Below are 24,586 nucleotides of genomic sequence, written 5' to 3' on the forward strand. Positions count from 1 at the left end.
TTAGTTAAATAATACAGAGAAATGACAGTGAGGTTGAATTATGACTGAAATTTTACGAGTAGATCAAGTTACTAAAACCTACGGTAAACGAGGAGAAAAGCAATATCAGGCACTTAAGGGGATTAATTTCGCCGTTAATTCAGGTGAATTCGTTGCCATCATGGGTGCTTCTGGTTCAGGTAAAACTACTTTGCTTAATATTCTTTCTACACTTGATAAACCGACAACGGGCCACGTTTTTATTAATCACCAAGACAACAGCACGCTTAATGCCAACCAGCTAGCAGACTTCAGGAGTAAGCAAATTGGTTTTATTTTTCAAGATTTTAATTTACTGGAAAATTTGACTAACCGCGAAAATATTGCCTTACCGTTGACACTTCAAGGGGTAAAGTCTAGTCGAATTGATCCGTTAGTTGACCGTATTGCTGCTAGGTTAAGTATTAGTCAGATTATTAATAAATATCCGGCTGAAGTTTCCGGCGGGCAGAAGCAAAGAGTTGCCGCAGCTAGGGCTTTAGTACATGAACCAGCAATTTTATTAGCTGATGAACCCACTGGAGCTCTTGATTCAAAGAGTGCCCGTGAACTGTTAGATACAATGAGTGACTTAAATACAAACGATGGTATTACAACCCTAATGGTTACGCATGATCCACTTGCCGCTAGTTTTGCTAGCCGTATTTTGTTTATTAAAGACGGAAAAATTGGTGAGCAACTACTCAAGCAAGATTTACCGAGACAAAAGTTTTATCACCAATTGCTTGAACACTTAGGTACTGAAGAATAGGGTGAAAATCATGATTTGGAAACTTTCTTTAACGGGCATCAAAAGCCGACTTAAAAACTATCTCGTTCTTTTTTCAGGCTTAATAGTTGCTAGCATGATCTTTTACATGTTTTTAACGATTGCTATTAATCCTTCTTTTATTAGTCATGATGTCAATGCCTCAACGGATTATCTAAATTTTACTTTTGCCTTTGGGATCGTTTTATTAGTCCTGATTACTTTTGTTTACTTAATTAATGCCAATTCGCTTTTGCTCAGTATGCGCAAGCATGATTACGGTATGTTTATGTCGCTAGGAGCCAAAAGCAGCCGCATCGGGCTATTGATTTTTATCGAAACCTTAATTACTGGGATATTGGCTACAATTGCAGGTATTGTCTTGGGCTTTGGCTTAACTGCTATTGTGTCACAATTACTCATTACAAAATTAAATTTACAGATTACTCACTTTGCTGTGATTTATCCGCCAGCAATTGGCTGGACACTCATTTTCTTCATTTTCATGTTCTTTTGGGGCGCTATTCATAATGTGCGAAAATTAACCCACACGCCAATTATTAGCTTACTCAAGGAGGATCAAAAACCTGCTAAACTAGGTAATCATCCGATTAAGCTTGCAGTTGAAGCTGTTTTGGGTCTGCTACTATTAGCGGCTGGTTACCATATCTTGGGTCTGCCTTTAAACATGTTTTTACTAATTATTCCAGGTGCACTTATAACAATTGTTGCAGGAACGTACTTTATTTTTGATGCCGCGTGTGTTGGCGTCATTAATTTCCTAATTAAAAAAAGATCTCTTTCTTATCGCGGATTGCGCGTTTTCATCTTGGGCCAATTGAAGTTTCGCCTGCATGACTTAACTAAAATCTTAACTATTATTTCACTGCTATTTGCTTTGGCATTGGGTGCAATCACTGTGGGACTTAACTTCACTACTCTTAAAGATTTGGGTAAAGAAAGCATCTATTACGACAATATTGTTGTCAGCGCATCGCCCGCAGTTAAAACCGAAGTTGCCAAATTACATATTTCTACTGAGCAAACCTACCATTATAAAGAAAATCGCAAGAATTTATTTTTAATGCGTGATGAGCTAAAAAAGCAGCCGGTTAAAGACAAAGAGGCCTATTTAGCAGGTCATGAACCAACATATAAAACTGTCAATTTAGCACTTAGTGACCTTGCTAAAAGTGATACACATGCAAACAATGCCTTTAGTTCACTACTAGGGACGACTAAGAAAATTAAACTAGTATCCCATTCTGACTGGCAGAACTTACCCGGTAAGCCTCATTTCTTGTCGCTAATGTTAGTTAAAAATTTCGAACAGGATTACCCAATTTTATTAAAGATTCAGCAATTGCAACTAAAAGAAAATCCGCATTACCTTAACCAATTTAATGAGAGCAAACCGGTTTTCTATCAATTAATTAGCAATTTCAGTGGCGGGTTTGAATTTATGGGCTTTTTCTTGGGACTCGCTTTCCTGACCATGCTGGCTTCTACCTTGATGTTTAAGGTACTAAGCGGGGCAGCTAGGGACCGTATTCGTTACCAGATGCTTTATCAAATTGGTGCGCGAAGAAGAGTTTTAAGTTCAGCAGTTAAAAGTGAACTGGGTACATTATTCTTGCTGCCTGCGGTACTAGGAATACTAGATGTTTTATTTGGATTGAAACTATTTAGGATTCTTTTGCCTAATCCGTACCATCACTTATGGATCCCGTTTACAATTTTTATTGTTTTGTACTTTATCTACTATGCAATCACGGTCAAGCTCTACCAGAAAGTCGTCTTACCACAGGAAAAATAAGCAAATGAAAAAACTAATCTCTCGCTTAGATTTTTTAATACTTTTGCGCTAGGAGAAAAATTATGATTTGGAAATTATCGTTAACCGGAATCAAAAACAGAATGAAAGATTATGTCGTGCTTTTTTCTGGCTTAATTGTTGCCAGCATGATCTTTTACATGTTCTTGACGATTGCCATTAACCCCGCTTTTCTTGCCAAGGATCTTCAGGTTAACCACTTGAATTACGTCAACTATATTTTTACTTTTGGCATCGTGTTGTTGATGATTATTACATTCTTTTACCTGCTCTATGCCAATACCTTCTTGTTAAGCATGCGTAAACACGATTATGGGATGTATATGATGCTCGGGGCAAAAAGCATGCGGATCAGTCTTCTAATTTTCTGCGAAACCTTATTGACGGGGCTAATTGCGGTAATTGTGGGGATTATTTTAGGCTTAGGCTTAACCGCACTTGTTTCTCGGCTGCTAGTCAGCAAGTTGGGTCTAGCAATTAACCACTTTCAGGTAATTTTACCTCGGGCTATTTTAGGCACGATTCTTTTCTTTATTGTTATCTTTTTCTTCGGTGCGCTTTTTAATGCGCGCAAGTTAACAAAAACCCAAGTAATCAGCCTGCTGCACGAAGATCAAACACCCGTTAAGCTGAAGCGGCATCCACTATTACTGCTAGTTGAGGGAATAGCCGGAATTGGCCTGCTTGCTTGCGGCTATTATGTGATGACCCTGAACCCCAATAATATCTTCAAGATTATTCCCACAGCTCTGATAACAATTGTTGTTGGTTCCTACTTTGTTTTCAATGCGGTCTTCACGTCGATTATTAACTTGCTTTTAAAGAATAAAAAAATTTCCTACCGTGGTATTCGCATGTTTACTTTGGGGCAGCTGAAGTTTCGCTTGCATAGCTATACTCGCATTTTAACCATGATTTCACTTCTTTTTGCCTTGGCATTAGGTGCAATCACAGTTGGCCTTAATTTTAATTCTCTTAAAGAGACAGTTGCCCAAGGATATTACTATGATGCAAGTATTTGTAGCGATTCTAAGCCTGTCAAAAAAGAACTGGCAAAGCTGACATTAAAAAGCCAGCAGACATACCATTATAAAGAAGATCGTCAAAAAGCCTATTTTCAAAGTGCCGAACTGACCAATAAACCACTTAAAAATAAAGAATTAGTTGACTCAAGTACTTCAACCGGCATGATAAAAATGCGCGTTGTAACCGTGTCTAAGGATAGTCTTGCGCCAATTCTTAGCAATTTCTTTCCCAATACCGGTAAGGTAGTGCAACTGGTAACAAAAGAAAAGTACCGGCAATTGAAGCAGAAGCCGAAAGCAATTACCTTGATTAGGACGAAAGACTTCGTTCACGACTACCCGCGCATTTTAAAAATAGAGCACATGGAGGTAAAAGAAAACGCAGCTGCAGCTAATGTAACCAATACTAGTAAAGCTAATGCCTATCAAATGGTAGTCGGCTATGTCAGCGGCTTTGAATTCATGGGTTTCTTTCTCGGGCTAGCCTTCTTAACCATGCTTGCTTCAACCTTAATGTTTAAGGTACTTAGCGGTGCTTACAATGATCGCTTGCGCTACCAAATGCTGGCCAAAATGGGGGTGAGAATCAAATTACTCAGACGCTCAATCATGATGGAAATTGGTGCATTGTTCGCACTGCCCGGCATTTTAGGCATAATTGATGTTCTCTTTGGGCTTAAGCTATTTAGGACACTGCTAGAAAATCCTTACAGTGGTCTAATATTACCGTTTACCATTTTTATCATTCTTTACCTCTTTTATTATTTATTGACGGTTAAGTTATATGAAAAAATCGTCTTAAAGTTTAAGTAGTAGCTCGTATTTAGCTGTGAATTATTAGTTCACAGCTTTTTTTTACGGTAAAATTTGGTTGCAAGAAAAGCGCCTTGCAATAAATATTAAACGAATTAATAAAAACTATTTAAATATTTATAAAATAATTTTAATATTTTTTATTGACATCTTAATTTACTGTGCCTATAATTCTAAGTATTAAATTAAATTTTGAGGAGGCTATTTTAATGAACAACGAACAAATTAACGCGCAATTGCACATTAAAATAGCTGCTGCTCAAGAAATTATTATTGCCTTGTTGTCGAGAAGGACTTAGCAAACGAGAATTACTAATGGTAATTCACCCAAGTTAAGCCCTTGTTTACGTCTTGATGAATGAGGCTTAACTAACATTAGCCTGAAGCCTCATTCATTAACTTGAATGAGGCTTTTTGTAGGCATGGGATAAAAGGAGAAGATGATGAAAAGGTTTACTAAAAAGGTATTGGGTGTCCTGACAGCGGGCACAGCAGTATTGATGCTAGCGGGATGTTCAGTTGCCAAAAATGGTGGTAGTGGTGCCGGCACCAAGCAAGACAAGGATACAGTTAAAATTGGTGTCAACATGGAGCTTTCCGGCACCGTTGCAGGTTACGGTAACGCCGAAAAGCAAGGAATCCAGTTAGCCGTCAGTGAAATTAATAAAGCAGGTGGAATTAACGTCAATGGTCATAAGAAAAAGATCAAGTTAATCATGCGCGATAATAAATCGTCAATCGCTACATCGGCTTCTGTAGCAGCGCAATTGACGACTAAGGACAAGGTTGCGGCAGTGGTGGGACCTGCTACGACTAATGCGGGAACAGCACAAATTCCAAACATTACCAAGGCTGCCGTACCATTTGTCAGCCCGTCTGCAACTGATCCAAAATTCACCTTGCAAAAAGATGGTAAGGTACAGCAATACGTATTCCGGGCATGTTTCCAAAACAATATTCAAGGTGAGAGTGCAGCCAAATTTGTCATGGATAAACTGAAGGCAAAGCGCGTAGCAATTTATGCTGACAATTCTAGTGACTACGGTACGGGCTTAGCTAAGGCGTTTAAGAAGACCTTTAAAGGCAAGATTGTTGATAATCAGACTTACTCGGCCGGAGATAAGGACTTCAATGCAGTTTTGACTTCGTTTAAAGCTAAAAACGCTGACGTAATTTATGTTCCTGGCTACTATACGGAAATCGGCTTAATCATCAAGCAAGCTCGTCAAATGGGCATTAAGGTTCCAATCGTTGGTGGTGACGGGATGTGTGACTCAAAACTGGTTCAGATTGCTGGTGCCAAAAATGCCACTAAGATTTTCTACACCACACCATTTTCAACTCGCGTTGCTGCTCAAGATCCGGTTGCTTCCAAATTTTTAAAAGCTTTTAAAGACCGCTATCATGCAGATGCACCTGCATTCTCAGCTCTAGCGTATGACTCGGTTTACATGGTTAAACAAGCAATCGAAGACGAGAAATCTGATGATTCTACTAAGATTGCAGCTGGGTTAGCTAAGCTCAAGGACTTTAAGGGAGTTACGGGCAAAATGACAATCGACAAATACCATAATCCAGACGAGCCAATTGTTATTGAAGAAATTACCAATGGCAAAATTAATAATTCATTCAAGATTGAGTAGGGTAACTTTTTGTCAGCAGATTTACTAAATTAAAGGAGCGATTAAATTTGCAAATAGTTTTACAGCAAATCATTAATGCTTTGTCGCTAGGTTCAATTTACGCCTTACTGGCTTTAGGCTACAGCATGGTTTACGGCATTATTAAATTGATCAACTTTGCTCATGGCGATATTTACATGCTCGGTGCATTTTTTGCATACTATGCAATTAGCCTGTGGCATTTTAACTTTATTACTGCCTTGCTTTCAGCAATGATTGTTGGTGCGATTGCGGGTGTTGTAATCGAATATTTCGCATATCGGCCACTACGTAAATCACCGCGGATAGCTGTTTTGATTACCGCAATTGGTGTGTCATTTTTACTCGAAAACGGCATGTCCTACCTAGTTGGTTCAAATGCTCGCAGCTTTCCCCAGGTCATGGAACAAGTTAATTACAATATCGGCGGCGTGATCATTTCCAATGTCCAGGTCTTAATCTTGGCAACGGCTTTAGTTTTAATGCTTTTATTACAAGTTATCATTAAAAAAACCAAGATGGGGCGCGCAATGCGTGCCGTTTCGGTTGACCCCGATGCAGCGGAATTAGTTGGCGTTAATGTTAACCACACTATTTCATTTACTTTTGCCTTGGGCTCAGCACTTGCAGGTGCAGCCGGTGTCCTGATTGGGATGTACTATAACCAAATTGACCCATTAATGGGGATGACGCCAGGAATTAAAGCATTCGTAGCAGCTGTTTTAGGTGGAATTGGCTCAGTACCTGGAGCATCTCTTGGTGGTTTCCTAATTGGGATATTGGAAACATTTTTCCAATCAATTGGTCTTTCTGCGTACAAGGATGCCGTGGTTTACTTCGTGTTAATTGTTATTTTGCTCTTTTTACCAGCAGGTATTTTTGGCAAAAATACTAAGGAAAAGGTTTAGGTGGCAAAATGAAAGCAAATTGGAAATATATTTTGTCGTGGCTTGCAATCATGGTTGCCGGCTTTTATCTAATCAATACGCTGATTATGGTAGGTGTCATTGACGACTTCATCGAAAATATGTTAGTTACAATTGGAATTAACATTATTTTGGCTTCGGGATTAAACTTAATTATCGGATTCAGTGGCCAATTTTCGCTAGGTCATGCTGGCTTTATGGCAATTGGTGCGTATACGACCGCGATCATTACGCAACATATCAATAGTGAATTAGGCTTTATTGCTTCTGTACTGATTGGAATGGCGCTAGCGATTATTATTGCTGCCGTCATCGGTACTGCAACCTTTATCAGACTAAAAGGTGATTATTTGGCAATTGCCACTTTAGGTGCTGCCGAAATTATCAGAAACATTATTAATAATTTGAAAATTACGGGCGGTTCCGCTGGAATGTTTAATATTCCGCAGTTTTGTTCGTGGCCAACTGTTTATATCTTGGTCTGCTTGACGACCATTGTTTTGATGAATTTCATTCGCTCACGTGATGGTAGAGCGATTAAGGCTGTTCGTGAAGATGAAATTGCTGCTGAAGCAATGGGTATCAATACGACTAAGTGGAAATTGGCTGCCTTCGTTTTAGGCGGGGCAACTGCCGCAATTGCCGGTAGTTTACAGGCTTCATACGTCCAGACGATTTCACCTTCTAATTATGGCATTATGGAATCTATCTCAATTCTGGTAATCGTTGTTTTAGGTGGTGTTGGCAGTATGACCGGAACCTTTGTGGCAGCTACCGTGTTAGGCATACTTGATACGGTTTTGCAGAACTTTGGCTCGTTGCGGATGGTGATATACGCAATTGCACTGATTCTGATTATGATTTTCAAACCATCAGGACTGCTGGGTAACTGGGAATTCTCCCTGAAGAACTTAACGCGTCGTTTTGGTAAAAAAGAGAGGGGCTAAAGAATGGAACATTTATTGCAAGTTGAGCATGTGGTGCGCAAATTTGGCGGACTGACAGCCGTTAATGACGTCTCCCTTCACTTAGACAAGCATGAATTAGTTGCTTTAATTGGTCCCAATGGCGCAGGCAAAACTACCTTGTTTAACCTGCTGACCGGTATGGTTCAGGTAACAAGCGGTAAGATTGATTTGCATGTTGACCAGCAAAACTATGACTTGACGCGAAAAAGTGCTGTTCAGATAGCTGATTTGGGGCTATCGCGTACTTTCCAAAATATTCGGTTATTTAAAAATCTGACGGTTATGGATAATGTATTAACGGCCATGACCAATGAGTACAAAGAGGGCTTTTTAACGACGGTTTTCCGTTTACCTAGTTTTTATCGCACAGAAAAAGAAATGCGAGTTGCGGCTGAAAAACTTTTAGACATTTTTGACTTGACCGCCAACAAGCAGACTTTGGCCAAAAATTTACCATATGGAACGCAGCGCCGCCTGGAGATTGTTCGGGCACTTGCAACAGAGCCCCAAATTCTCTTTTTGGATGAGCCGGCTGCAGGGATGAACCCAGAGGAAACAGCAGATTTAACTAATTTGATTAAGCATATTCAACAAGAATTTCAAATTACCGTCTTGTTGATTGAGCATGATATGTCCTTAGTCATGAATTTAGCGGAGCGGATTTACGTCCTTGATCAAGGTCAAATGCTTGCCACTGGTACTCCAGAAGAAATTAGGTCAAATCCGAAGGTAATCGAAGCATACTTAGGAGAAGGTGAAGACTAGATGGCAATGCTAAAAGTAAGTGATCTTTCCGTTAATTACGGGGTCATTCAAGCGGTAAAAGGGGTCAATTTTGAAATCAATGAAGGTGAAATCGTCACCCTTATCGGCGCTAATGGTGCTGGAAAATCAACTATCGTAAAGACGATTTCTGGTCTGCTCAAACCTAAAGAGGGACAAATTATCTACCAGGGTAAAGACATTGTGCATCAAAAAGCACCACAAATTGTGCTAGATGGGATTTCGCAGGTTCCGGAAGGACGGCATATTTTTTCAGGCTTAACGGTAATGGAAAACCTGCAAATGGGGGCTTTTTTACAAAAAAATAGTAGTGAAGCCGCCAAGAGCTACCAAGAAGTGTTTGACCGGTTTCCAATTCTTGCTAAACGCAAGAATCAGGATGCGGCAACTTTATCTGGTGGGGAGCAACAAATGTTGGCTATTGGTCGTGCACTGATGGCTAAACCCAAATTATTGCTGCTTGATGAACCGTCAATGGGTCTGTCACCTCTGTTTATCCAGCAAATTTTTACGATTATTAAAGAGTTAAATGAAAAAGGAACTACGATTCTTTTGATTGAGCAAAATGCTAAACAAGCGTTGTCAATTGCCAATCGGGGTTATGTTTTAGCAACAGGTCAGGTTCAGTTAACAGGTTCAGGCCATGAATTGCTAGCCAACCCTGAAGTTCAGAAAGTATATTTTGGTGGTTAGCTAGGTTAAAATAATTTTGTATTAATATGCATCATTTTATTTTAATTTAATTACCATTTTTAATTGACTTTCTTAAAGCCAATCGCTATAATTTTAAACATCAAACTAAATTCTGAGGAGGAAATTTCAATGGAAACTAATGATCATAATTCGATTGCTATTAAAATGACTTATACTCAGAATTTAGCAGCCTTGTTGTTGTCGCGAAGGACTTAACGAAATGAATTGCTTTTAGTAATTTATTGATGGTTAAGCCCTTGTTTGCGTCTTAATGAATGGGGCTTAACTACTTAGTAACAATGAGCCTCGTTCATTAAATGAACGAGGCTTTTTTATTGCCACTAGTAGTTTAAAGGAGAAAATAATGAATAAGTTTACTAAAAAAATGCTGGGAGTAATGACTGCCTCAGCTGCCGTGATAATGATGTCAGGATGTAGTGTCGCGAAGAATAGCAGTAATGCGGGAACAAAGCAAGATCATGCGGTAGTAAAAATTGGAGTTAACATGGAACTGTCAGGCGCAGCCTCCGGTTATGGCGAAGCCGAAAAACAGGGTATTCAACTAGCTGCCAGTGAAATAAACAAAGCGGGTGGAATCGACGTTAATGGTCATAAAAAGAAAATTAAACTAATAATTCGTGATAATAAAACGGCTATTGCCACTTCGGCTTCAGTAGCGGCGCAATTGACAACAAAGGATAAAGTAGCGGCCATTGTTGGTCCAGCTACGACTAATGCCGGAACTGCTCAGATACCTAATATAACTAAGGCAGCCGTTCCTAGTGTTAGTCCATCAGCCACGGATCCCAAATTTACTTTACAAAAAGATGGTAAGGTTCAACCATACGTCTTTCGTGCCTGCTATCAAAATAACTTCCAGGGTGGCAGCGCAGCGAAATTTGTCTTTAATCAGTTAAAGGCAAAGAGAGTTGCAATTTTAGCTGATAATTCAAGTGATTATGGCACTGGTTTGGCTAAGGCCTTTAAAAAGGCATATCAAGGCAAAATCGTTGATAGTCAAACATTTTCAGCAGGTGACAAAGACTTCAATGCCATTTTAACTTCATTTAAATCCAAAAAAGTTGATGCAATATATGTTCCTGGATATTACACAGAAGCTGGTTTAATCATCAAGCAAGCGCGGCAAATGGGGATTAAAGTTCCAATCGTTGGTAGTGATGGCATGGCCGATCCTAAATTAGCCCAAATTGCTGGTAATAAGAATGCAACTAAGATCTACTACACGACACCATTTTCTGTTCGGGCAGCTGCCAAGGATCCAGTTGCTGCTAAGTTTATGAAGGCTTATAAGGCGCGTTATCACGAACAAGCACCGACTTTTTCAGCCCTTGCCTATGATGCGGTTTATATGATTAAAGAAGCAATTGAAACGGGTAAATCGGATGATTCAGCTAAGATTGCAACCAATTTAGCCAAGATTAAAGACTTTACCGGAGTTGCTGGCAAAATAACGGTTGACCAAAAGCACAACCCGGAAAAGCCAATTGCGACAGAAGAACTGACTAATGGACAGGTAAGCAATTCATTTAAAATTGAATAATTGAGTTACTTAGTAAAGTTAGCTGGTAAGTAGTAAAAAATGCTCTTAAGGACAAATTAGATATTCAATCTAAGTCCTTAAGAGCATTTTACGTTGACTATAAATGTTTTATTGCCAGCTTATTTACGGTAGATTTTTTTAACTTTTTTAATATCAAGTGGCTGAATGGTATATTTGCACTCAGGATCCATAACTGATGGCGCTTTTTTATAATGACTAAGGCCAATAGCGTGACCCAATTCATGTTCAACCACTTTGACAATGTCTTCATGAGTCAAAATGATTTTTGAATGGTTTTGCAAGTAAAATTGATTTAACAAGATGGTGGCATCATGCATTCGCTTATTCTTAAGCTTGTAATGCCATGAAGTATACCCAGCAAAGTCGGTGGTGGTATTGTACCAAGGCATAATGACAATCTTAGCCTTATTAGGCTTCTTGGTCTTAACAAACGTAAACGCCTTGGTTTTGTTCCATGCCTTAATTGCGTCGTTTGAAGCGGCAATTAAATCCTTGTTTTTACCTAGTTGTAAGTAAACAGTTGCCTTAGCTTTATCCCAACGCCGGTAAGTGGTTGCTTTAGCCGCAGCGTTTTGGGTCGGTATCACAGGATTGTTAACAGTAAAGCAGCTTCCGATAGCTGCTGAAACCAATATTGTACTAATAAATTTATTTATAAAATGATATGTCCTATTCATTTTTTAACTTTCTATCTTTTTAAAAAATTAATTGCAACAATTCTAGCTGTAAAGCAAATAATATACATTATAACCTCAAAATGCTAAAATAAGAACACATATATATCGGGTTTTTACCTGCTATATATGAGCTACTTTTTAAATAGGCTAGAAACCAATTTGGAATTAGGTTAGCTAGAAGAACAGCTTTTTGGCACCAAGATAAATACCTTGATGATTAACCAAAATAATTTTTGGTTAATTTTAAGGACAAAACAACCTCACTTACCATTTTTGGTAAATGAGGCTGTAAGCAAAAAGTATTGATTGCTGCTGGTAAATGAACCTCAAAGTAATAAGAGCTTTTGACAACTTAGAGTTTCATTTTATTATATGAGACAATTTTTTTAGAATGTTCAGTCATATTCATAATTGTGATTGAAGAATTACGAGGCCCTTCACTAATATCAACGTCACCAAATTTAGCAGCAATGCTGCGAATGGTAAATCCGTGAGTTACAAGTAAGATGTTTTCTGCACCATCAAGCTGACTAATTAAGTTGAATCCTTTTCCGATCCTGTCCCAATATTCTTGGGCATTTTCGGCTTCGTGAAATGGATCAGCTTCCTTAATCCAGTCTTTGACTTTATCAATGGGCTCATTCTTAAATAAATCATAGTGATTTTTATAACCATGAGGTCCACCGATCATTTGCCAAGCCATGTCAGTATCCATGCCTTCAAAATAGCCATAGAAGTGTTCCCGGAAAAATGGGGTGGCAATGTGCTGTATTTCATCGCGATTAACGTTATGATTAATAATGATGTCGCACGTGTCACTAGCACGTTTCAAATCGCTAGATAAGGCAATATCAAAAGGTACGTCTTTTAGTGCTTCACCTGCTTCATCAGCACCCTTAATTCCTGTTTCAGTTAAAGGAGTATCACACCAACCTTGCATCTTATTGTACCGGTTGATGTATGTCTGACCATGACGAACAATATATATTCTCTTCATTTACCTACTCAAATTTCTTTTTACTAATTTGCATATAGCTTTTTGACGTTTTGAATGTCAATATCTTGAATTGGGTAAATTGAACCAGTTGGGTACATGACAGATTGACCATTATTATGTTTAAGGCCGATTGCATGTCCTAATTCATGTTCAACGGTATTGACTACCCGTTCATAACTATAATTGTATGAGGAGAAATTATCAAGGTAGTAAGTGTTTAATTTAGTATCAGCTGAGAATAATAAGCCGCTTTTTACATAGTAATGAAAAGTTGTGTAGCCAGCATAATTGGTGTTTGGACTATAAACTTGCTCGACTGTGATATCTGCGTTTTTCTTGTTCTTAGTTTTAACAAAGGTAAAGGCTCCGGTGTCATTCCAAGTCTTGATTGCTTCATCGGAAGCAGAAAGCAAGTTTTTGTTACCGTCTAAGTCAAGATAAACAGTGGCTTTTGGCTTTGGCCATCTCCAATCAGTAGAAGCATTAACCTTTTTAGTTTTCTTAGCAGACTTCTTAGCATGCTTTTTTGCTCGCTTAGCCTTTTTGACTTTTTTGGCTTTTTTCGCATAAACGACCTGATTTGGATTACTGGATAAGATATTGTTGTCAAGTGGTTCAAAACATCCGCTGATAGCGATAACGGCAATTAAAGCACAAGCTAGTTTATTTAAAAAATGGTGAAAGTTCCTCATAATTTATCAGCTCCGTTACTTTATATTTCTAGAGGATAATTGTAATATTATTAAATGTCTCGTTAACATTATTATAGACATATTTCCCCTTAATTTCATGGATAATCTTCTAATAACAAAAATTTTTTAAAATGAGCTCCGTGAATATCCCTGAAATCGATATCATGGTAAAATAGTAGACAGCTTTTTAAAAAAACTAAAGATAACGTTATGTTAAAAAGCTGGTATTTTTTTAAAACGTATAGGTGACGTTATGTTAAACGCGACAGATGATAAAAAATTTGAACAAAAACATCTCGATCAAATCTTAAAAATGGTTCGAGCAAAGAAGGCGGAATTATCCTCGTCAATTAAGTCGGCAGAAGGCGAAGCCAAAGATATTAATTCGCATTTTTTTGACGATGTGAAATTGGATTATGATGGCTACTCGACTTCAATGGAAACCGCATTATCCATTCATCAACAGCAGCAACTGCTCGATGAACGTGAGAATGCATGGCAGCATGCCGCTAGACAACTGAGTACGATTCAAAAACTTGAAAAAAAGCCCTATTTTGCCCGGGTAGATTTCAAAGAAAATGGGCAAAAACCTGAGACTATTTATATTGGCTTAGGTTCATTTGCTGATAAAAATAATCACTTTTTGATTTATGATTGGCGGGCACCAATTTCCTCTATTTACTATGATGGAAAACTGGGAGATGTTTCATACCATTCACCAGAAGGTGAGATTACGGTTGAAATGACCAAAAAGCGGCAATTCATGATTGATGATGGTCAAATAGTTAACATGTTTGACACTAATGAATCAATTGGTGATCAAATGCTTTTAGAAGTGCTGGGCGAAAAATCCAGTACGCAGATGAAGTCAATCGTAACTACCATTCAGCGTGAGCAAAATAAGATTATTAGAAATACTGACGCTGACTTGTTATTTGTTCAAGGCGCAGCCGGATCGGGAAAGACTTCCGCCATCTTGCAGCGAATTGCCTTTCTGCTTTATCGCTATCGGGGCAACTTGACTAGTAGCAACGTCATTATGTTTAGTCCGAATCAATTATTTAATGACTATATCAAAAATGTTCTGCCAGAAATGGGTGAACAAAATATGGTCCAAATGACTTATTGGCAGTTTGTTGCCCGGCGTTTACCGGGAATGAGCGTTGAAAACCTCTTTGACCAATTCGAAGATGCGGCTGCTGATTCTGCGATTAGTCGTTTTAAAGATTCAACTAATTTCTTTGACCTCTTAACGCGCTATGCTAAACACCTCAATCGTCGGGGTATGGTTTTTAAAAACATTTACTTTCGGGACAAGAAGCGGCCATTTTTTACTAAAGAAAAAATTGGTGAAATCTATTATTCATTTAATTCCAATTACAACTTGAATAACCGGATTGATGCAACGCGTGAAGATTTAATCAAGATGTTGAACCGTAAAATAAGCTCTGAGAGCAAAAAGGCGTGGGTGTCAGATGCAATTCAAAGTTTGAGCCAAGAGCAGCTTAACCAGTTGTATGACCGCCCGGATCAGGAGTTTGAATCTGAAGAAAAAGAAGAGAAATTCTTGAGCCGCAAAATTGTTGTGAAGGCTTTAGATAAGGTGTTCCAGCAAATTCGACGCAACAACTTTATCAACATGCGGGCACAGTACCTGAGCTTCTTACGTGCAGTGCCAAAAATGACGGATTTGGCTAAATGGGAAATTACGGAAAACGACTGGCGTGATCACGTTAATCAGGTCAAGGAAAGCTTTAAAAAGCATTACATGCATATGAACGATGTTTCAGCCTACCTTTACCTTTATGACCTGATTACGGGGCGGCACGTCGATTATGAAATGCGCTATGCCTTTATTGATGAAATTCAGGACTATACACCATTTCAGCTTTGCTACCTTAAATACAACTTCCCCCGGGCGAAATTTACAATGCTCGGTGATTTGAACCAAGCGATTTTTACTAAAGACGAAAGTAAGAGTCTGCTAAAACAAATCAGTGGCTTGTTTGATCCTGAAAAAACTGATGTTGTTCAGCTGACAAAGTCTTACCGTTCAACTAAGCAGCTTACTGATTTCACCAAGCAGATTTTACGTCAAGGTGAAAAAATTGAGTCTTTCAACCGGCAGGGGCCAAAACCAGTGCTCTGGGGCCGGGAGAATGATCAACAGGCAATTGCACTACTCCAAAAGATTTTGGCAGATAATGATCAAGAGCAATTGACCACCGCCGTTATTACCAAAGACCTTGAACAAGCAAAATTTGTTGCTGACAAGCTAAAACAAGCTGGCGTTAAGGCTACCCTGATTGCAACTGCCAATCAGCGCTTAGTCGAGGGAACACTGATCATTCCGTCATATCTTGCTAAGGGGCTTGAGTTTGATGCCGTTATCATGTGGGGAGCTTCCCGCGAAAATTATCATCGAACTGATGAAACCCAATTAGTCTATACGATTACTTCTCGGGCAATGTATAAACTAGATGTTGTCTATGTTGGTCAAAGAAGTCCGCTGCTTGATGTTGACCCGCAGACTTTTATTGAAAAATAGGTGGCACGCAAAATGGAAAATGAGAAGTTTACTTTTAAAAAGATTGCTGAAATGACAGGGCGAGAGGTCTATTGCGTTGCCCGGCTCAGAATTGATACTTTTGTGACGGAACAAAAGATAACTGACCCAGAGCTTGATGACCAAGATCTAACCGCAATTCAAGTCTTCTTACTTAATGAAAATCAGACCAATGCCTTAGCTGTTTGCCGGTTATTTGTGAATGATGGTAAATGGATGCTTGGTCGGGTCGCGGTTGCAAAAGCTGCGCGTGGTCAAAATCTTGGAACTAAGATGATGGCGCAAGTTCATGAATATTTGCAAAAGCTTGGGGCGAAGCGGTTATATTGCCATGCGCAGATGCAAGCCAAACCATTTTATGATTACCTTGGCTACCAGGTTCAGGGAGATGTTTTTACTGAAGCTGGCATCAAGCATGTAATGATGGCTTATGATTTATAAAAATTACAAACTCGCGTTAATGTACGCGAGTTTTTTAGTTAGAAAATGCCTGCTCTGGCAGTTTTTGGTGCAAGGCAGAGATTTATTTTATAATGAATAAAAAAAGATTAAGGAACTATTACTGATGAAGAATTATTTGCGTTTTAATCGCGATGAATGGGCCTCATTTTCATCTGAGGCTGCGGTTAAAATTACTAAAGAAGAGTTGGCTAATATTAAGTCATTAGGGGATGTTATTAATCTTACTGATGTCCAAGAAATTTATGGTAGTTTAATCAATTACCTCTATTTGGTTTACCAGGAAAAGTGTCGGCTGCAGCAAAAACAAAGCGAGTTTTTACGGCAAAAAGTGACGGCAGCCCCTTTTATCATTGGAATTTCCGGTTCAGTTGCGGTCGGCAAATCGACAACAGCCCGTTTGTTACAGGTTTTATTGAGTAGAACATTTGCTAATTTAAAGGTCCACTTGATGACCACTGATGGTTTTATTTATCCCAATGATGAGCTAAAAAGACGTGGCTTATTTGACCGCAAAGGCTTTCCTGAAAGTTACAACATGAATTTGCTCAGGAACTTTTTGCGTGATGTCCTTAGTGGTAAAGATAATATTGCGTACCCACTTTATTCCCAGGAATTAAGCGATATTGTTCCCGGTAAGTACGGTCATGTTCAACGGCCAGATATTTTGATTATTGAAGGAATTAACACCTTACAGTTGCCGACAAATGGGCAAATTGTCACGAGTGATTTCTTTGATTTTTCAATTTATATTGATGCGGACGAAGATTTAATTGAAAAGTGGTTTATGCAGCGGTTTGTACGTGTCTTGGAACTTAATAAGAATAATCCCACTAACTTTTATTACGAGATGGCTAACGGGCCACGAGAAGATGCTTTACAACTGGCTCAGGACACTTGGCAAATGGTTAACTTGGTTAACCTGCGGGAGTATATTGCACCAACGAGACAACGTGCTAGCCTAGTTTTGCATAAAACGAGAGGTCACCGAATTGATGAGATTTATTTAAGGCAATTTTAGTAATCTGTTTAGTTAAAAAGATGGCGAAAGCCGTGCGGGAGAAAAACAATGTTAGTAGTAACAAAAAAGGACATTGAAAAGTGTTATTCACTTAAAGAGTGTATCGATGCAGTAGCAGAAGCATTCAAATACTTTTCAGCAGGCAAAGTTGACGTTCCCTTGCGAACGCAGATTGTGAAAAAGAATGGGCGCGATACTTTCTTATGTATGCCGGCTTTTTGTGAAGAAAAAGATGCTGCTTGTGTGAAGATTTTGAACATGTTTCCGAATAACATTGAGCATGGCCTACCCTCAATTAACGCGCAGGTGTTAAATATTGATGCAAATACCGGTGTCGTAAATGCCATTATTGATGGTAATTACCTGACGCAATTACGCACTGGGGCGGCTTCAGGTGTTGCACTTAAATATTTAGCAAGAAAAAATTGTACTAAGGGTGCACTAATTGGTACGGGCGCACAAGCGGCGACACAACTAGAGGCAATGCTACTTGTTCGCGATTTGGCTGAAGTTTTGGTGAGTGACCTTAACTTTGAGCGTGCACAGGAATTCGCTAGCAAAATGCAAACTAAGCTAGCCAAATATCAGACTAAGATTAAAGCCGTAAAAACAGGTAATGAGGCCGTTCGGGATGCAGATATCATCATTTCAGTTACCCCATCGCATAAACCCGTTTATGATTTTAGCAATGTTAAAAAAGGGGCAACAATTTGCGGCGTTGGTTCGTATCAACCACAAATGGAGGAAACCCCAGCAGAGCTGGTGGCACATGCTGATAAAATTTATTTTGATGCGAAAAAAGCGGTTCTAGCAGAAGCCGGTGATATTATTATTCCACTACAGCAAGGATTGATTGACGAAAGTCATTTGCAAGGTGAAATTGGTAAGGTAATCAGTGGTGAACTAGTTGGGCGTGAAAATGACGAAGAGACCATCTTCTTTAAAACAGTTGGCATTGCGGCACAAGACCTGATGACCGCCAAAGCAATTTACGCTAAAGCTGCGGTAGCTAACAATTAGGTGAGTTAAGGCGGTTGTTATAATCACTAAAAACGCTAATTTTTTGGTACCTAGATGTGCGCAACTTTGTTATACTAAACACTATGAATACGATTTATTTACTATTAATAAAAAAATTTGCCTTGCCTCCGGCGTCAACTTTCTTGATGAATAATAATTAAAGTGAGTTTTAAAGGAGACAAAAATGGTACAGGCAATTAACTTAAAAAAAGGTATGGTTTTCAGTCAAGACGGCAAAATGATTAAGGTCCTCAAGGCCAATCACCACAAGCCCGGAAAGGGTAATACCGTTATGCAAATGGACTTGCGCAATATTGAAAGTGGTGCAGTGGTTCATAAGACAATGCGTCCGACTGAAAAAGTCGAATTAGTTGATATTACAAAGAAAAATGCGCAGTTTCTTTACAATGAAGGTGATGTTTACACCTTCATGGATACTGAAACTTATGAGCAATATGAGGTTTCAGGCGAACAACTTGGTGACGATAAGCTATACTTAATGCCTAATATTGAAGTTCAACTTGAATTTGCGGATGGCACTAAGCTGCTTGGTGTTGAGCTGCCTTCAACCGTTACAATGAAAGTCGCTCATACTGAGCCTGGAATTAAGGGTGCAACTGTCACTGGTTCCGGTAAGCCTGCCACAATGGAAACAGGTTTAGTGGTTCAAGTTCCCGACTTCATTAAAGAAGGCGAAGAGCTGGTAATCAACACAGCCGAAGGTGCTTATAAGTCAAGAGCAGAAAGCGGAAAATAAGCTAAAACAATAAGCCATGGTCATAATTTTGACCATGGCTTTTTTGTATGCAACTTAGCGATCATCAACGGCAATTCTTGTTGTAGTCATTGAGTTTTTAAAACAATCTTCTTCCTGCAAACAAGAAGTTAAGATATCGATTAGATACATGTTGGAAAACTGCGAGTTAATAAATTTTTCGTTATTGGCAAAGCGGGGGTTGTACACGTGAAATATTAAGTCACTTAGTTGTGCAACCGGATTGTCCATGTAACTGGTGATTGAAACAATCTTAGCGTCATTTTTCTTAGCTAAAGTGAGCGTATCGACAATACACTTGGTGACACCGCTATTGGAGATTGCTAAGAATAAGTCCTGCTTGCTGGCGATACTAGCGCGCATTTTCATCCAGTTGGGATCAATAAAGCTTTGTGCATCAAGCCCCATGCGCATTAATCTAAGCCCGAAAGTATCAGCCGAAACACCAGAACTACTGGAACCGATGACAATAATGTGTTCCTGCTTTTTTAATAAGGCAATAAACTGCTTAATCATATTGTGATCAATCATCTGTTGCGTATTCTTAATCACGGTCTGGTAGAAAGTAAAAACTTCACTTACAATGTCATCATCGTTTTTGGCAATATTGGTGATTAAGTGGTGTCCAATATTAACCTTCATATCGGAATAGCTCTTACAGCCAATTTTTTTCACAAATCGCGTAATCGTTGCGCTAGACGTTGAAGTTTGCTGAGCTAATTCCGTAATTTTCATATTATTGATTTTAGGACTGTTCTGCAAAATATAATCCGCAATTGTTTTTTCATTTTTAGAAAAACTCAAATAATTTTTTTGGATTGCAACAAGTGGATTCAAAGTGATTTCCTCCCGTGGCTTTGTTAAACCAGCTATATAATATTAATTTTACTTACCATTTATTATACTAACTACTGAAATGGGTGAAAATTATTTTCTTCAATTCGAAGATATCGTTAAATTTTTTATTTAGTGTAAACCCGTAAGTCACATTGGCAAGTTAAGCAGGAAAAATTTAATAAAAAAGTTTGCTGTATGATAAGTGGGCAATTTTGACCAGGTTAAAATGATTTTTGGACTTTTCTAGGGCATAGCGCCATAATTACAGCCAATTTTATCTTCCCAAAACATGGCATATTTTAGGCTAAAATGAAAATTATTTTCTAAAATGTAATATTGCGTAAATTATTTTCTTGTAGTATTATCAAAAATGAAAGGGGTATCAAACAGCAAAATGAAAAAACAGCCATATATATTACCACGAATTTGGATGAAACGTGATGACGATCAATTAACAATTAAAATATTAAATTGTCCGAAAAAAGAATACCAATTGTTTATCGGTGATACGCCAAATAAGACCGCCATTTCTACATTACTAGCAGTTAGTGCTAATGGCGAGTTTAAGGTGGAAGTCCCACGTGAACAATTACCAAAGTATTTTATTATTAAGGCTTCTGATGAAAGTTGTGGCACTAATTTATTTGCGGAACGGGTTTTACCGTTAAAAAATGCGATTAATGTTCGCGACATGGGTGGTTACGAAGCAAACGATGGTCGCTTTTTAAAGTGGGGTCAATTATTTCGTGGTGATCAACTGTCAAAACTAGATGAACAAGATCAGAAAATATTGACCAATTATCATCTGCAAACGATTGTTGATTATCGTTCCCCGCACGAGCGGCAGTATCATCCCAACCATTTTTTACCAAGTATTTTGCAAGTATTAAATTGTGATCCGCAGTCGAGTTTTTCCGAAGCGGCGGCTAATGTAGTTGACCTGCAGGGCGAAAATGAAAAGCTGGTGCAGTCACTTAAAAATGGTGAGGTTCCGGAAAAATATATCAATGATCGCGGCGAAAACGTTATTGCAAGCTATCAAGACCTAGTGACCTCTCCAGTTGCGCAAGAAGCTTATGGTCGAATGCTTAAAGCGGTTGTGCGAAGGGAATGTTTACCTTTGTTCCATCATTGCCGCGGGGGAAAAGACCGAACTGGATTTGGCTCCATGCTTATTTTGCTCTTATTGGGTATAAAAGAAGATGAGATCGTCAAAGATTATATGCTGACTAAGACGATCAGAAAAGAACGTAATCAGCTGAAATATGATCTTTACCGTGAATTAGTTCAAAAGAAATCATACCTGGATTACCTGATGGCTATGATTGATACACGAGAATCTTACATTAAAGCGGCAATTGCGAAGATCTTTGCTTTATTTGGTACTCCTGAAAACTATTTTCAACAACATTTTGGTTTAACAATGGCGGAAATTACCGCCGCACGAGATTTTTATTTGGAAGAGGGGATTCATTATGATAGATAAAACTGCAAAAGTAGCAGTAATTTTAGCAAGTCACGGTTATTTTGCTAAAGAAGCACTGCATAGTGCAGAAATGATAGTTGGTAAACAGGATAATTGCGCCTATTTAGCGGTTACCGAGGACTTAAATCTTCAGCAGGCAAAAGAGCAAATGGAAGAAATGTTTACCCAACTTGATACAAGTAATGGCACGGTGATTTTATGCGATATTTTAGGCGGAACGCCTTCGAATGTTAGCGGCACTTTTTGTCTTGAAAAAGAGAATACCCTAGTTTTAAGTGGTTTAAATTTACCGATGCTGCTTGATTTATTTACCAACCGGCAGCGCAGTCTAGCTGAACTAGCCGAGTCCCTTGAAAAATCATATGAGATGGGCTTTCAAAATATTTCAGCAAGATTTAAAGAAGAGGAGCAAGAAGAAAATGGCAGTGGAATTTTGTAGAATTGATGACCGCTTGATCCATGGTCAAGTTGTAACTACCTGGCTCAACGTTAAGGAAATTGAGCAAGTAATAATTGTTGATGATGCGGTAGCTAAGGATAAGATTCAATCAAATGTTTTAAAAATGAGTGTGCCGCGCAATGTTAAACTGCACATTTTTAGTACAGCTAAATTCTTAAAAATTGTCCCTAATAATCCAGTAACACGTAGAACAATGCTGCTTTTTGCTTCACCGTTTACCGTGGAAGATATTGTGGCAAGCGGCTACCAAATACCTAAATTAAATATTGGCGGTATTCGTGGTAACGATGAGCGTAAGCAATATACTAAAGCCGTCTTTTTGACTGACGAAGAAAAGCAGGCACTAGAAAAATTGCTGTCTCAGGGCGTTGATATTGAAATCCAAATGGTTCCAAGTGATGGAGCAGTAAAACTAAGTGAGGTCTTGCAAAAATGAAAGTCTTTATCTTAACGGCTTTAGCTTTTCTTTTGGGAATTGATGATGTTAGTACCAAGATGTTTCGCAGGCCGCTATTAATTGCACCAATTGTTGGTCTTATTTTAGGTAACTTGCAGGCTGGATTAGTCATTGGCGCTACGCTTGAAATTATGTGGATGGGCATTGGTGATGTCGGTGCATATATGGCACCAGACATAATTACGGGAACCATGATTAGTACTTCGCTTGCCATCATGGGCAATAGTAATGGCTCAATTTCAACAATGGTGGCAACCGCAATTACTTTAGCCGTCCCGACCTCAATTTTGGCCCAGCAACTTCTCATTTTGATTGAAACGATTAACTGTTCTTTGAATGGTTGGGCTAAACGGCTTGCTGATAATGCTGATGTTAAGGGGACTTATTGGCTTACTTGGCCACCAGCACTGTTATATGGGTTCACAAGATCTTTTCCAACCTTTTTAGCTTTGCAATTTGGTGCCGGTGCAATTCAACAAGCGATTAATGATTTACCTAAATTCATTATTAATGGCTTGAGCACTGCGGGCTCGATTATTCCTGCGGTCGGAATCGCTTTGTTAATGATGACAATGCTAAAAAAGGGTGAACTATGGATGTTCGTTATTTTAGGCTTTGTGTTGTCTTCATATCTCAAGTTAGATATTTTACCGATTACGCTTATTGCACTCGTATTCGCATTCTTGTACGAACGGGCAACCCGTGAGCCAGCCGCTAAACCGGCAGCAAGTCAGGCGGTGCAAACAACTGGCACAATTACTAGTGACAGCGATGAAGATGAGGAGGATTACGACTTATGACGGAAGAAAAGCTGACTGCACCGGAGCATAAATTAAACAACCGTGACATTTGGCGGATGTTTATGCGGTTGAATACAATGCGCATCACGCTTAACTATGAAACGCTGCAAGGAGTAGGCTTTATGCGTGCCATTGCTCCTGCTTTGGCTAAAATTTATCCTGATAAAAAAGATTTGTCCGAGGCGATGAAGCGGCACCTGGTTTTCTATAATTCTCATGTCAATTTTGATGCAGTCATTTTGGGATTATCTGCGGCCATGGAAGAAACAACGCCACCTGACGAAAAGGATGGCATTAACCCCTTAAAAACAGGGTTGATGGGTCCGTTGGCTGGTTTAGGCGACAGCCTAATTAAATTCACGTGGCTACCAATTGTTGGAAGTATCGGTGCTTCGATTGCTTTTGGTGGCAGCATTTTTGGCCCAATCTTAATGTTTATTCTTTATAACGTGATTAACATGGGCGCGCGTTATTATGCTGTATCGTTTGGTTATAAAAAGGGAATTGACTTTTTAAATAATAACCAGCAAAGTGACGTTATTCAGCGCATTTCAACGATGGCAAATGTAGTCGGGTTGATGGTCGTTGGAGCATTAATTTCAACGGTTATTAAAGTCAAGACGCCATTAAAAATTGTGGTGCACTCTAATGTTTCAAGTAAAGTCGGTGGCAATGTAATTAGTTTGCAATCGATGTTTGATAAAATTATGCCGGGTTTGCTAAGCTTGCTAGTGACAGTGGCAGTTTATTATTTGCTAAAAAAGACCAACGGCAAGCATGCGGCTTTACTTATTATTTTGATGATGATTATTGTTGTTGGACTAACGTATTGCAAGATTCTTTAATAAAAGTCAATGGCAATAAGTACTACCTGAAATCTTTGAAAGTGTTTACAATAAAAGATTTAAATGGTATATTTGTACTAAATAAGGACGTTACTTTTAGGAAGGCGTTACTTACAGTTTTTTACCTAACTAAACTGTGAGTAGCGCCTTTTTTCTGGCGTTCATTACAAAAGAGGTGATAAATTTGGCAAATAAAAACTCCGATGAGTAATTTACTCTCGGAGCTTTTTAGTCTTTACTATTTAATTTACTTAGATTAATGATTTGTCCTAGGACTAATTGAATATTAACTAAATAAAAAGGCAATGCAGTATGTTTAGATAACCGCAAACCGTGATAAACACGTCGAACCTGTAAAAACATGAACTTGCAATACTAAAGAAGGTGACGTCCCTTTACCTCTTATTTCTTACAGCTTTCAC

Annotated in this window: 23 protein-coding genes; 19 read left to right on the top strand and 4 right to left on the bottom strand. The window is 38.7% G+C overall.

Annotated features, from left to right (window positions below; translation table 11 throughout):
- Nucleotides 1–40: 40 nt before the first annotated feature.
- From GYM71_RS01145 to GYM71_RS01185, 9 genes are all read left to right on the top strand, one after another.
- Complete coding sequence (locus GYM71_RS01145; protein WP_103752803.1) at nt 41–790, top strand: ABC transporter ATP-binding protein; 750 nt, start codon at nt 41–43, stop codon at nt 788–790.
- Between the two features lie 10 nt (nt 791–800).
- A complete protein-coding gene (locus tag GYM71_RS01150) occupies nt 801–2,603 on the top strand; it encodes an FtsX-like permease family protein (protein ID WP_220220601.1) in 1,803 nt (600 codons plus the stop codon).
- Between the two features lie 62 nt (nt 2,604–2,665).
- Nucleotides 2,666–4,459 (top strand): FtsX-like permease family protein, encoded by a 1,794-nt coding sequence (locus GYM71_RS01155; RefSeq protein ID WP_220220602.1) that lies wholly within the window; start codon nt 2,666–2,668, stop codon nt 4,457–4,459.
- 440 nt (nt 4,460–4,899) lie between these two features.
- Complete coding sequence (locus GYM71_RS01160) at nt 4,900–6,102, top strand: ABC transporter substrate-binding protein (protein WP_164715402.1); 1,203 nt, start codon at nt 4,900–4,902, stop codon at nt 6,100–6,102.
- Between the two features lie 47 nt (nt 6,103–6,149).
- On the top strand, nt 6,150–7,028 hold the full coding sequence (locus GYM71_RS01165) for a branched-chain amino acid ABC transporter permease (RefSeq protein WP_103752806.1): 879 nt from the start codon (nt 6,150–6,152) through the stop codon (nt 7,026–7,028).
- Nucleotides 7,029–7,036: 8 nt separating this feature from the next.
- On the top strand, nt 7,037–7,993 hold the full coding sequence (locus tag GYM71_RS01170; RefSeq protein WP_220220603.1) for a branched-chain amino acid ABC transporter permease: 957 nt from the start codon (nt 7,037–7,039) through the stop codon (nt 7,991–7,993).
- A 3-nt stretch (nt 7,994–7,996) separates the two neighbouring features.
- Nucleotides 7,997–8,779 (top strand): ABC transporter ATP-binding protein, encoded by a 783-nt coding sequence (locus tag GYM71_RS01175; protein WP_103752808.1) that lies wholly within the window; start codon nt 7,997–7,999, stop codon nt 8,777–8,779.
- Nucleotides 8,780–9,490: an ABC transporter ATP-binding protein gene (locus tag GYM71_RS01180; RefSeq protein ID WP_220220604.1), complete on the top strand. Its 711-nt coding sequence runs from the start codon at nt 8,780–8,782 to the stop codon at nt 9,488–9,490.
- Between the two features lie 361 nt (nt 9,491–9,851).
- A complete protein-coding gene (locus tag GYM71_RS01185) occupies nt 9,852–11,051 on the top strand; it encodes an ABC transporter substrate-binding protein (protein ID WP_419503951.1) in 1,200 nt (399 codons plus the stop codon).
- A 119-nt stretch (nt 11,052–11,170) separates the two neighbouring features.
- Here GYM71_RS01185 and GYM71_RS01190 read toward each other — a convergent pair whose 3' ends face one another.
- The 3 genes from GYM71_RS01190 to GYM71_RS01200 form a co-directional block, all read right to left on the bottom strand.
- Nucleotides 11,171–11,749, bottom strand: coding sequence for a matrixin family metalloprotease (locus GYM71_RS01190; protein ID WP_220220606.1), 579 nt, complete (start codon nt 11,747–11,749; stop codon nt 11,171–11,173).
- A 352-nt stretch (nt 11,750–12,101) separates the two neighbouring features.
- The gene (locus GYM71_RS01195) at nt 12,102–12,746 is read right to left on the bottom strand and encodes a histidine phosphatase family protein (protein WP_220220607.1); all 645 of its coding nucleotides are present in this window, start codon (nt 12,744–12,746) and stop codon (nt 12,102–12,104) included.
- A gap of 23 nt (nt 12,747–12,769) precedes the next feature.
- Nucleotides 12,770–13,438 (bottom strand): matrixin family metalloprotease, encoded by a 669-nt coding sequence (locus tag GYM71_RS01200; RefSeq protein ID WP_220220608.1) that lies wholly within the window; start codon nt 13,436–13,438, stop codon nt 12,770–12,772.
- Between the two features lie 253 nt (nt 13,439–13,691).
- Between GYM71_RS01200 and helD the strand changes: the two genes are divergently transcribed.
- From helD to efp, 5 genes are all read left to right on the top strand, one after another.
- Nucleotides 13,692–15,986 carry an RNA polymerase recycling motor HelD gene (gene helD / locus GYM71_RS01205; RefSeq protein WP_220220609.1) on the top strand — a complete coding sequence of 765 codons (2,295 nt, stop codon included), beginning with the start codon at nt 13,692–13,694 and terminating at the stop codon, nt 15,984–15,986.
- Between the two features lie 12 nt (nt 15,987–15,998).
- Nucleotides 15,999–16,445: a GNAT family N-acetyltransferase gene (locus GYM71_RS01210; protein WP_103752814.1), complete on the top strand. Its 447-nt coding sequence runs from the start codon at nt 15,999–16,001 to the stop codon at nt 16,443–16,445.
- A gap of 124 nt (nt 16,446–16,569) precedes the next feature.
- Entirely contained in the window at nt 16,570–17,484 is a 915-nt protein-coding gene (coaA, locus tag GYM71_RS01215) for a type I pantothenate kinase (protein ID WP_220220610.1), read from the top strand.
- Nucleotides 17,485–17,532: 48 nt separating this feature from the next.
- The gene (locus tag GYM71_RS01220) at nt 17,533–18,504 is read left to right on the top strand and encodes an ornithine cyclodeaminase family protein (RefSeq protein WP_220220611.1); all 972 of its coding nucleotides are present in this window, start codon (nt 17,533–17,535) and stop codon (nt 18,502–18,504) included.
- Nucleotides 18,505–18,688: 184 nt separating this feature from the next.
- On the top strand, nt 18,689–19,261 hold the full coding sequence (efp, locus tag GYM71_RS01225) for an elongation factor P (RefSeq protein ID WP_103752817.1): 573 nt from the start codon (nt 18,689–18,691) through the stop codon (nt 19,259–19,261).
- A gap of 54 nt (nt 19,262–19,315) precedes the next feature.
- Here the strand turns inward: efp and GYM71_RS01230 are convergent, their stop codons facing one another.
- Nucleotides 19,316–20,116, bottom strand: a complete 801-nt coding sequence (locus GYM71_RS01230; protein ID WP_220220612.1) for a MurR/RpiR family transcriptional regulator — start codon at nt 20,114–20,116, stop codon at nt 19,316–19,318.
- A gap of 394 nt (nt 20,117–20,510) precedes the next feature.
- Between GYM71_RS01230 and GYM71_RS01235 the strand changes: the two genes are divergently transcribed.
- Genes GYM71_RS01235 through GYM71_RS01255 form a run of 5 tightly spaced genes read left to right on the top strand, consistent with a single transcriptional unit; the run spans nt 20,511 to nt 24,164 of the window.
- Nucleotides 20,511–21,602: a tyrosine-protein phosphatase gene (locus GYM71_RS01235; protein WP_220220613.1), complete on the top strand. Its 1,092-nt coding sequence runs from the start codon at nt 20,511–20,513 to the stop codon at nt 21,600–21,602.
- Nucleotides 21,592–22,041: a PTS sugar transporter subunit IIA gene (locus GYM71_RS01240; RefSeq protein ID WP_220220614.1), complete on the top strand. Its 450-nt coding sequence runs from the start codon at nt 21,592–21,594 to the stop codon at nt 22,039–22,041. Before GYM71_RS01235 ends, GYM71_RS01240 begins: the two co-directional genes overlap by 11 nt.
- Entirely contained in the window at nt 22,022–22,498 is a 477-nt protein-coding gene (locus GYM71_RS01245) for a PTS sugar transporter subunit IIB (protein ID WP_220220615.1), read from the top strand. The genes GYM71_RS01240 and GYM71_RS01245 overlap by 20 nt, the downstream gene beginning before the upstream one ends.
- Complete coding sequence (locus GYM71_RS01250) at nt 22,495–23,319, top strand: PTS mannose/fructose/sorbose/N-acetylgalactosamine transporter subunit IIC (RefSeq protein ID WP_220220616.1); 825 nt, start codon at nt 22,495–22,497, stop codon at nt 23,317–23,319. Before GYM71_RS01245 ends, GYM71_RS01250 begins: the two co-directional genes overlap by 4 nt.
- Nucleotides 23,316–24,164 (top strand): PTS system mannose/fructose/sorbose family transporter subunit IID, encoded by an 849-nt coding sequence (locus GYM71_RS01255; RefSeq protein ID WP_220220617.1) that lies wholly within the window; start codon nt 23,316–23,318, stop codon nt 24,162–24,164. The genes GYM71_RS01250 and GYM71_RS01255 overlap by 4 nt, the downstream gene beginning before the upstream one ends.
- Nucleotides 24,165–24,586 lie beyond the last annotated feature (422 nt).

The organism is Lactobacillus panisapium, assembly GCF_019469265.1.
GTDB classification, from domain to species: domain Bacteria; phylum Bacillota; class Bacilli; order Lactobacillales; family Lactobacillaceae; genus Lactobacillus; species Lactobacillus panisapium.

Excerpts from the sequence above, each read along its gene's own strand:
- coaA (WP_220220610.1), top strand. The coding sequence starts at position 16,570 with ATGAAGAATTATTTGCGTTTTAATCGCGATGAATGGGCCTCATTTTCA.
- GYM71_RS01160 (WP_164715402.1), top strand. The coding sequence starts at position 4,900 with ATGATGAAAAGGTTTACTAAAAAGGTATTGGGTGTCCTGACAGCGGGC.
- GYM71_RS01195 (WP_220220607.1), bottom strand. The coding sequence starts at position 12,746 with ATGAAGAGAATATATATTGTTCGTCATGGTCAGACATACATCAACCGG.
- GYM71_RS01210 (WP_103752814.1), top strand. The coding sequence starts at position 15,999 with ATGGAAAATGAGAAGTTTACTTTTAAAAAGATTGCTGAAATGACAGGG.
- GYM71_RS01190 (WP_220220606.1), bottom strand. The coding sequence starts at position 11,749 with ATGAATAGGACATATCATTTTATAAATAAATTTATTAGTACAATATTG.
- GYM71_RS01235 (WP_220220613.1), top strand. The coding sequence starts at position 20,511 with ATGAAAAAACAGCCATATATATTACCACGAATTTGGATGAAACGTGAT.
- GYM71_RS01155 (WP_220220602.1), top strand. The coding sequence starts at position 2,666 with ATGATTTGGAAATTATCGTTAACCGGAATCAAAAACAGAATGAAAGAT.
- GYM71_RS01255 (WP_220220617.1), top strand. The coding sequence starts at position 23,316 with ATGACGGAAGAAAAGCTGACTGCACCGGAGCATAAATTAAACAACCGT.
- helD (WP_220220609.1), top strand. The coding sequence starts at position 13,692 with ATGTTAAACGCGACAGATGATAAAAAATTTGAACAAAAACATCTCGAT.
- GYM71_RS01240 (WP_220220614.1), top strand. The coding sequence starts at position 21,592 with ATGATAGATAAAACTGCAAAAGTAGCAGTAATTTTAGCAAGTCACGGT.
- GYM71_RS01145 (WP_103752803.1), top strand. The coding sequence starts at position 41 with ATGACTGAAATTTTACGAGTAGATCAAGTTACTAAAACCTACGGTAAA.
- GYM71_RS01245 (WP_220220615.1), top strand. The coding sequence starts at position 22,022 with ATGGCAGTGGAATTTTGTAGAATTGATGACCGCTTGATCCATGGTCAA.
- GYM71_RS01220 (WP_220220611.1), top strand. The coding sequence starts at position 17,533 with ATGTTAGTAGTAACAAAAAAGGACATTGAAAAGTGTTATTCACTTAAA.
- GYM71_RS01150 (WP_220220601.1), top strand. The coding sequence starts at position 801 with ATGATTTGGAAACTTTCTTTAACGGGCATCAAAAGCCGACTTAAAAAC.
- GYM71_RS01175 (WP_103752808.1), top strand. The coding sequence starts at position 7,997 with ATGGAACATTTATTGCAAGTTGAGCATGTGGTGCGCAAATTTGGCGGA.
- GYM71_RS01200 (WP_220220608.1), bottom strand. The coding sequence starts at position 13,438 with ATGAGGAACTTTCACCATTTTTTAAATAAACTAGCTTGTGCTTTAATT.
- GYM71_RS01180 (WP_220220604.1), top strand. The coding sequence starts at position 8,780 with ATGGCAATGCTAAAAGTAAGTGATCTTTCCGTTAATTACGGGGTCATT.
- efp (WP_103752817.1), top strand. The coding sequence starts at position 18,689 with ATGGTACAGGCAATTAACTTAAAAAAAGGTATGGTTTTCAGTCAAGAC.
- GYM71_RS01250 (WP_220220616.1), top strand. The coding sequence starts at position 22,495 with ATGAAAGTCTTTATCTTAACGGCTTTAGCTTTTCTTTTGGGAATTGAT.
- GYM71_RS01170 (WP_220220603.1), top strand. The coding sequence starts at position 7,037 with ATGAAAGCAAATTGGAAATATATTTTGTCGTGGCTTGCAATCATGGTT.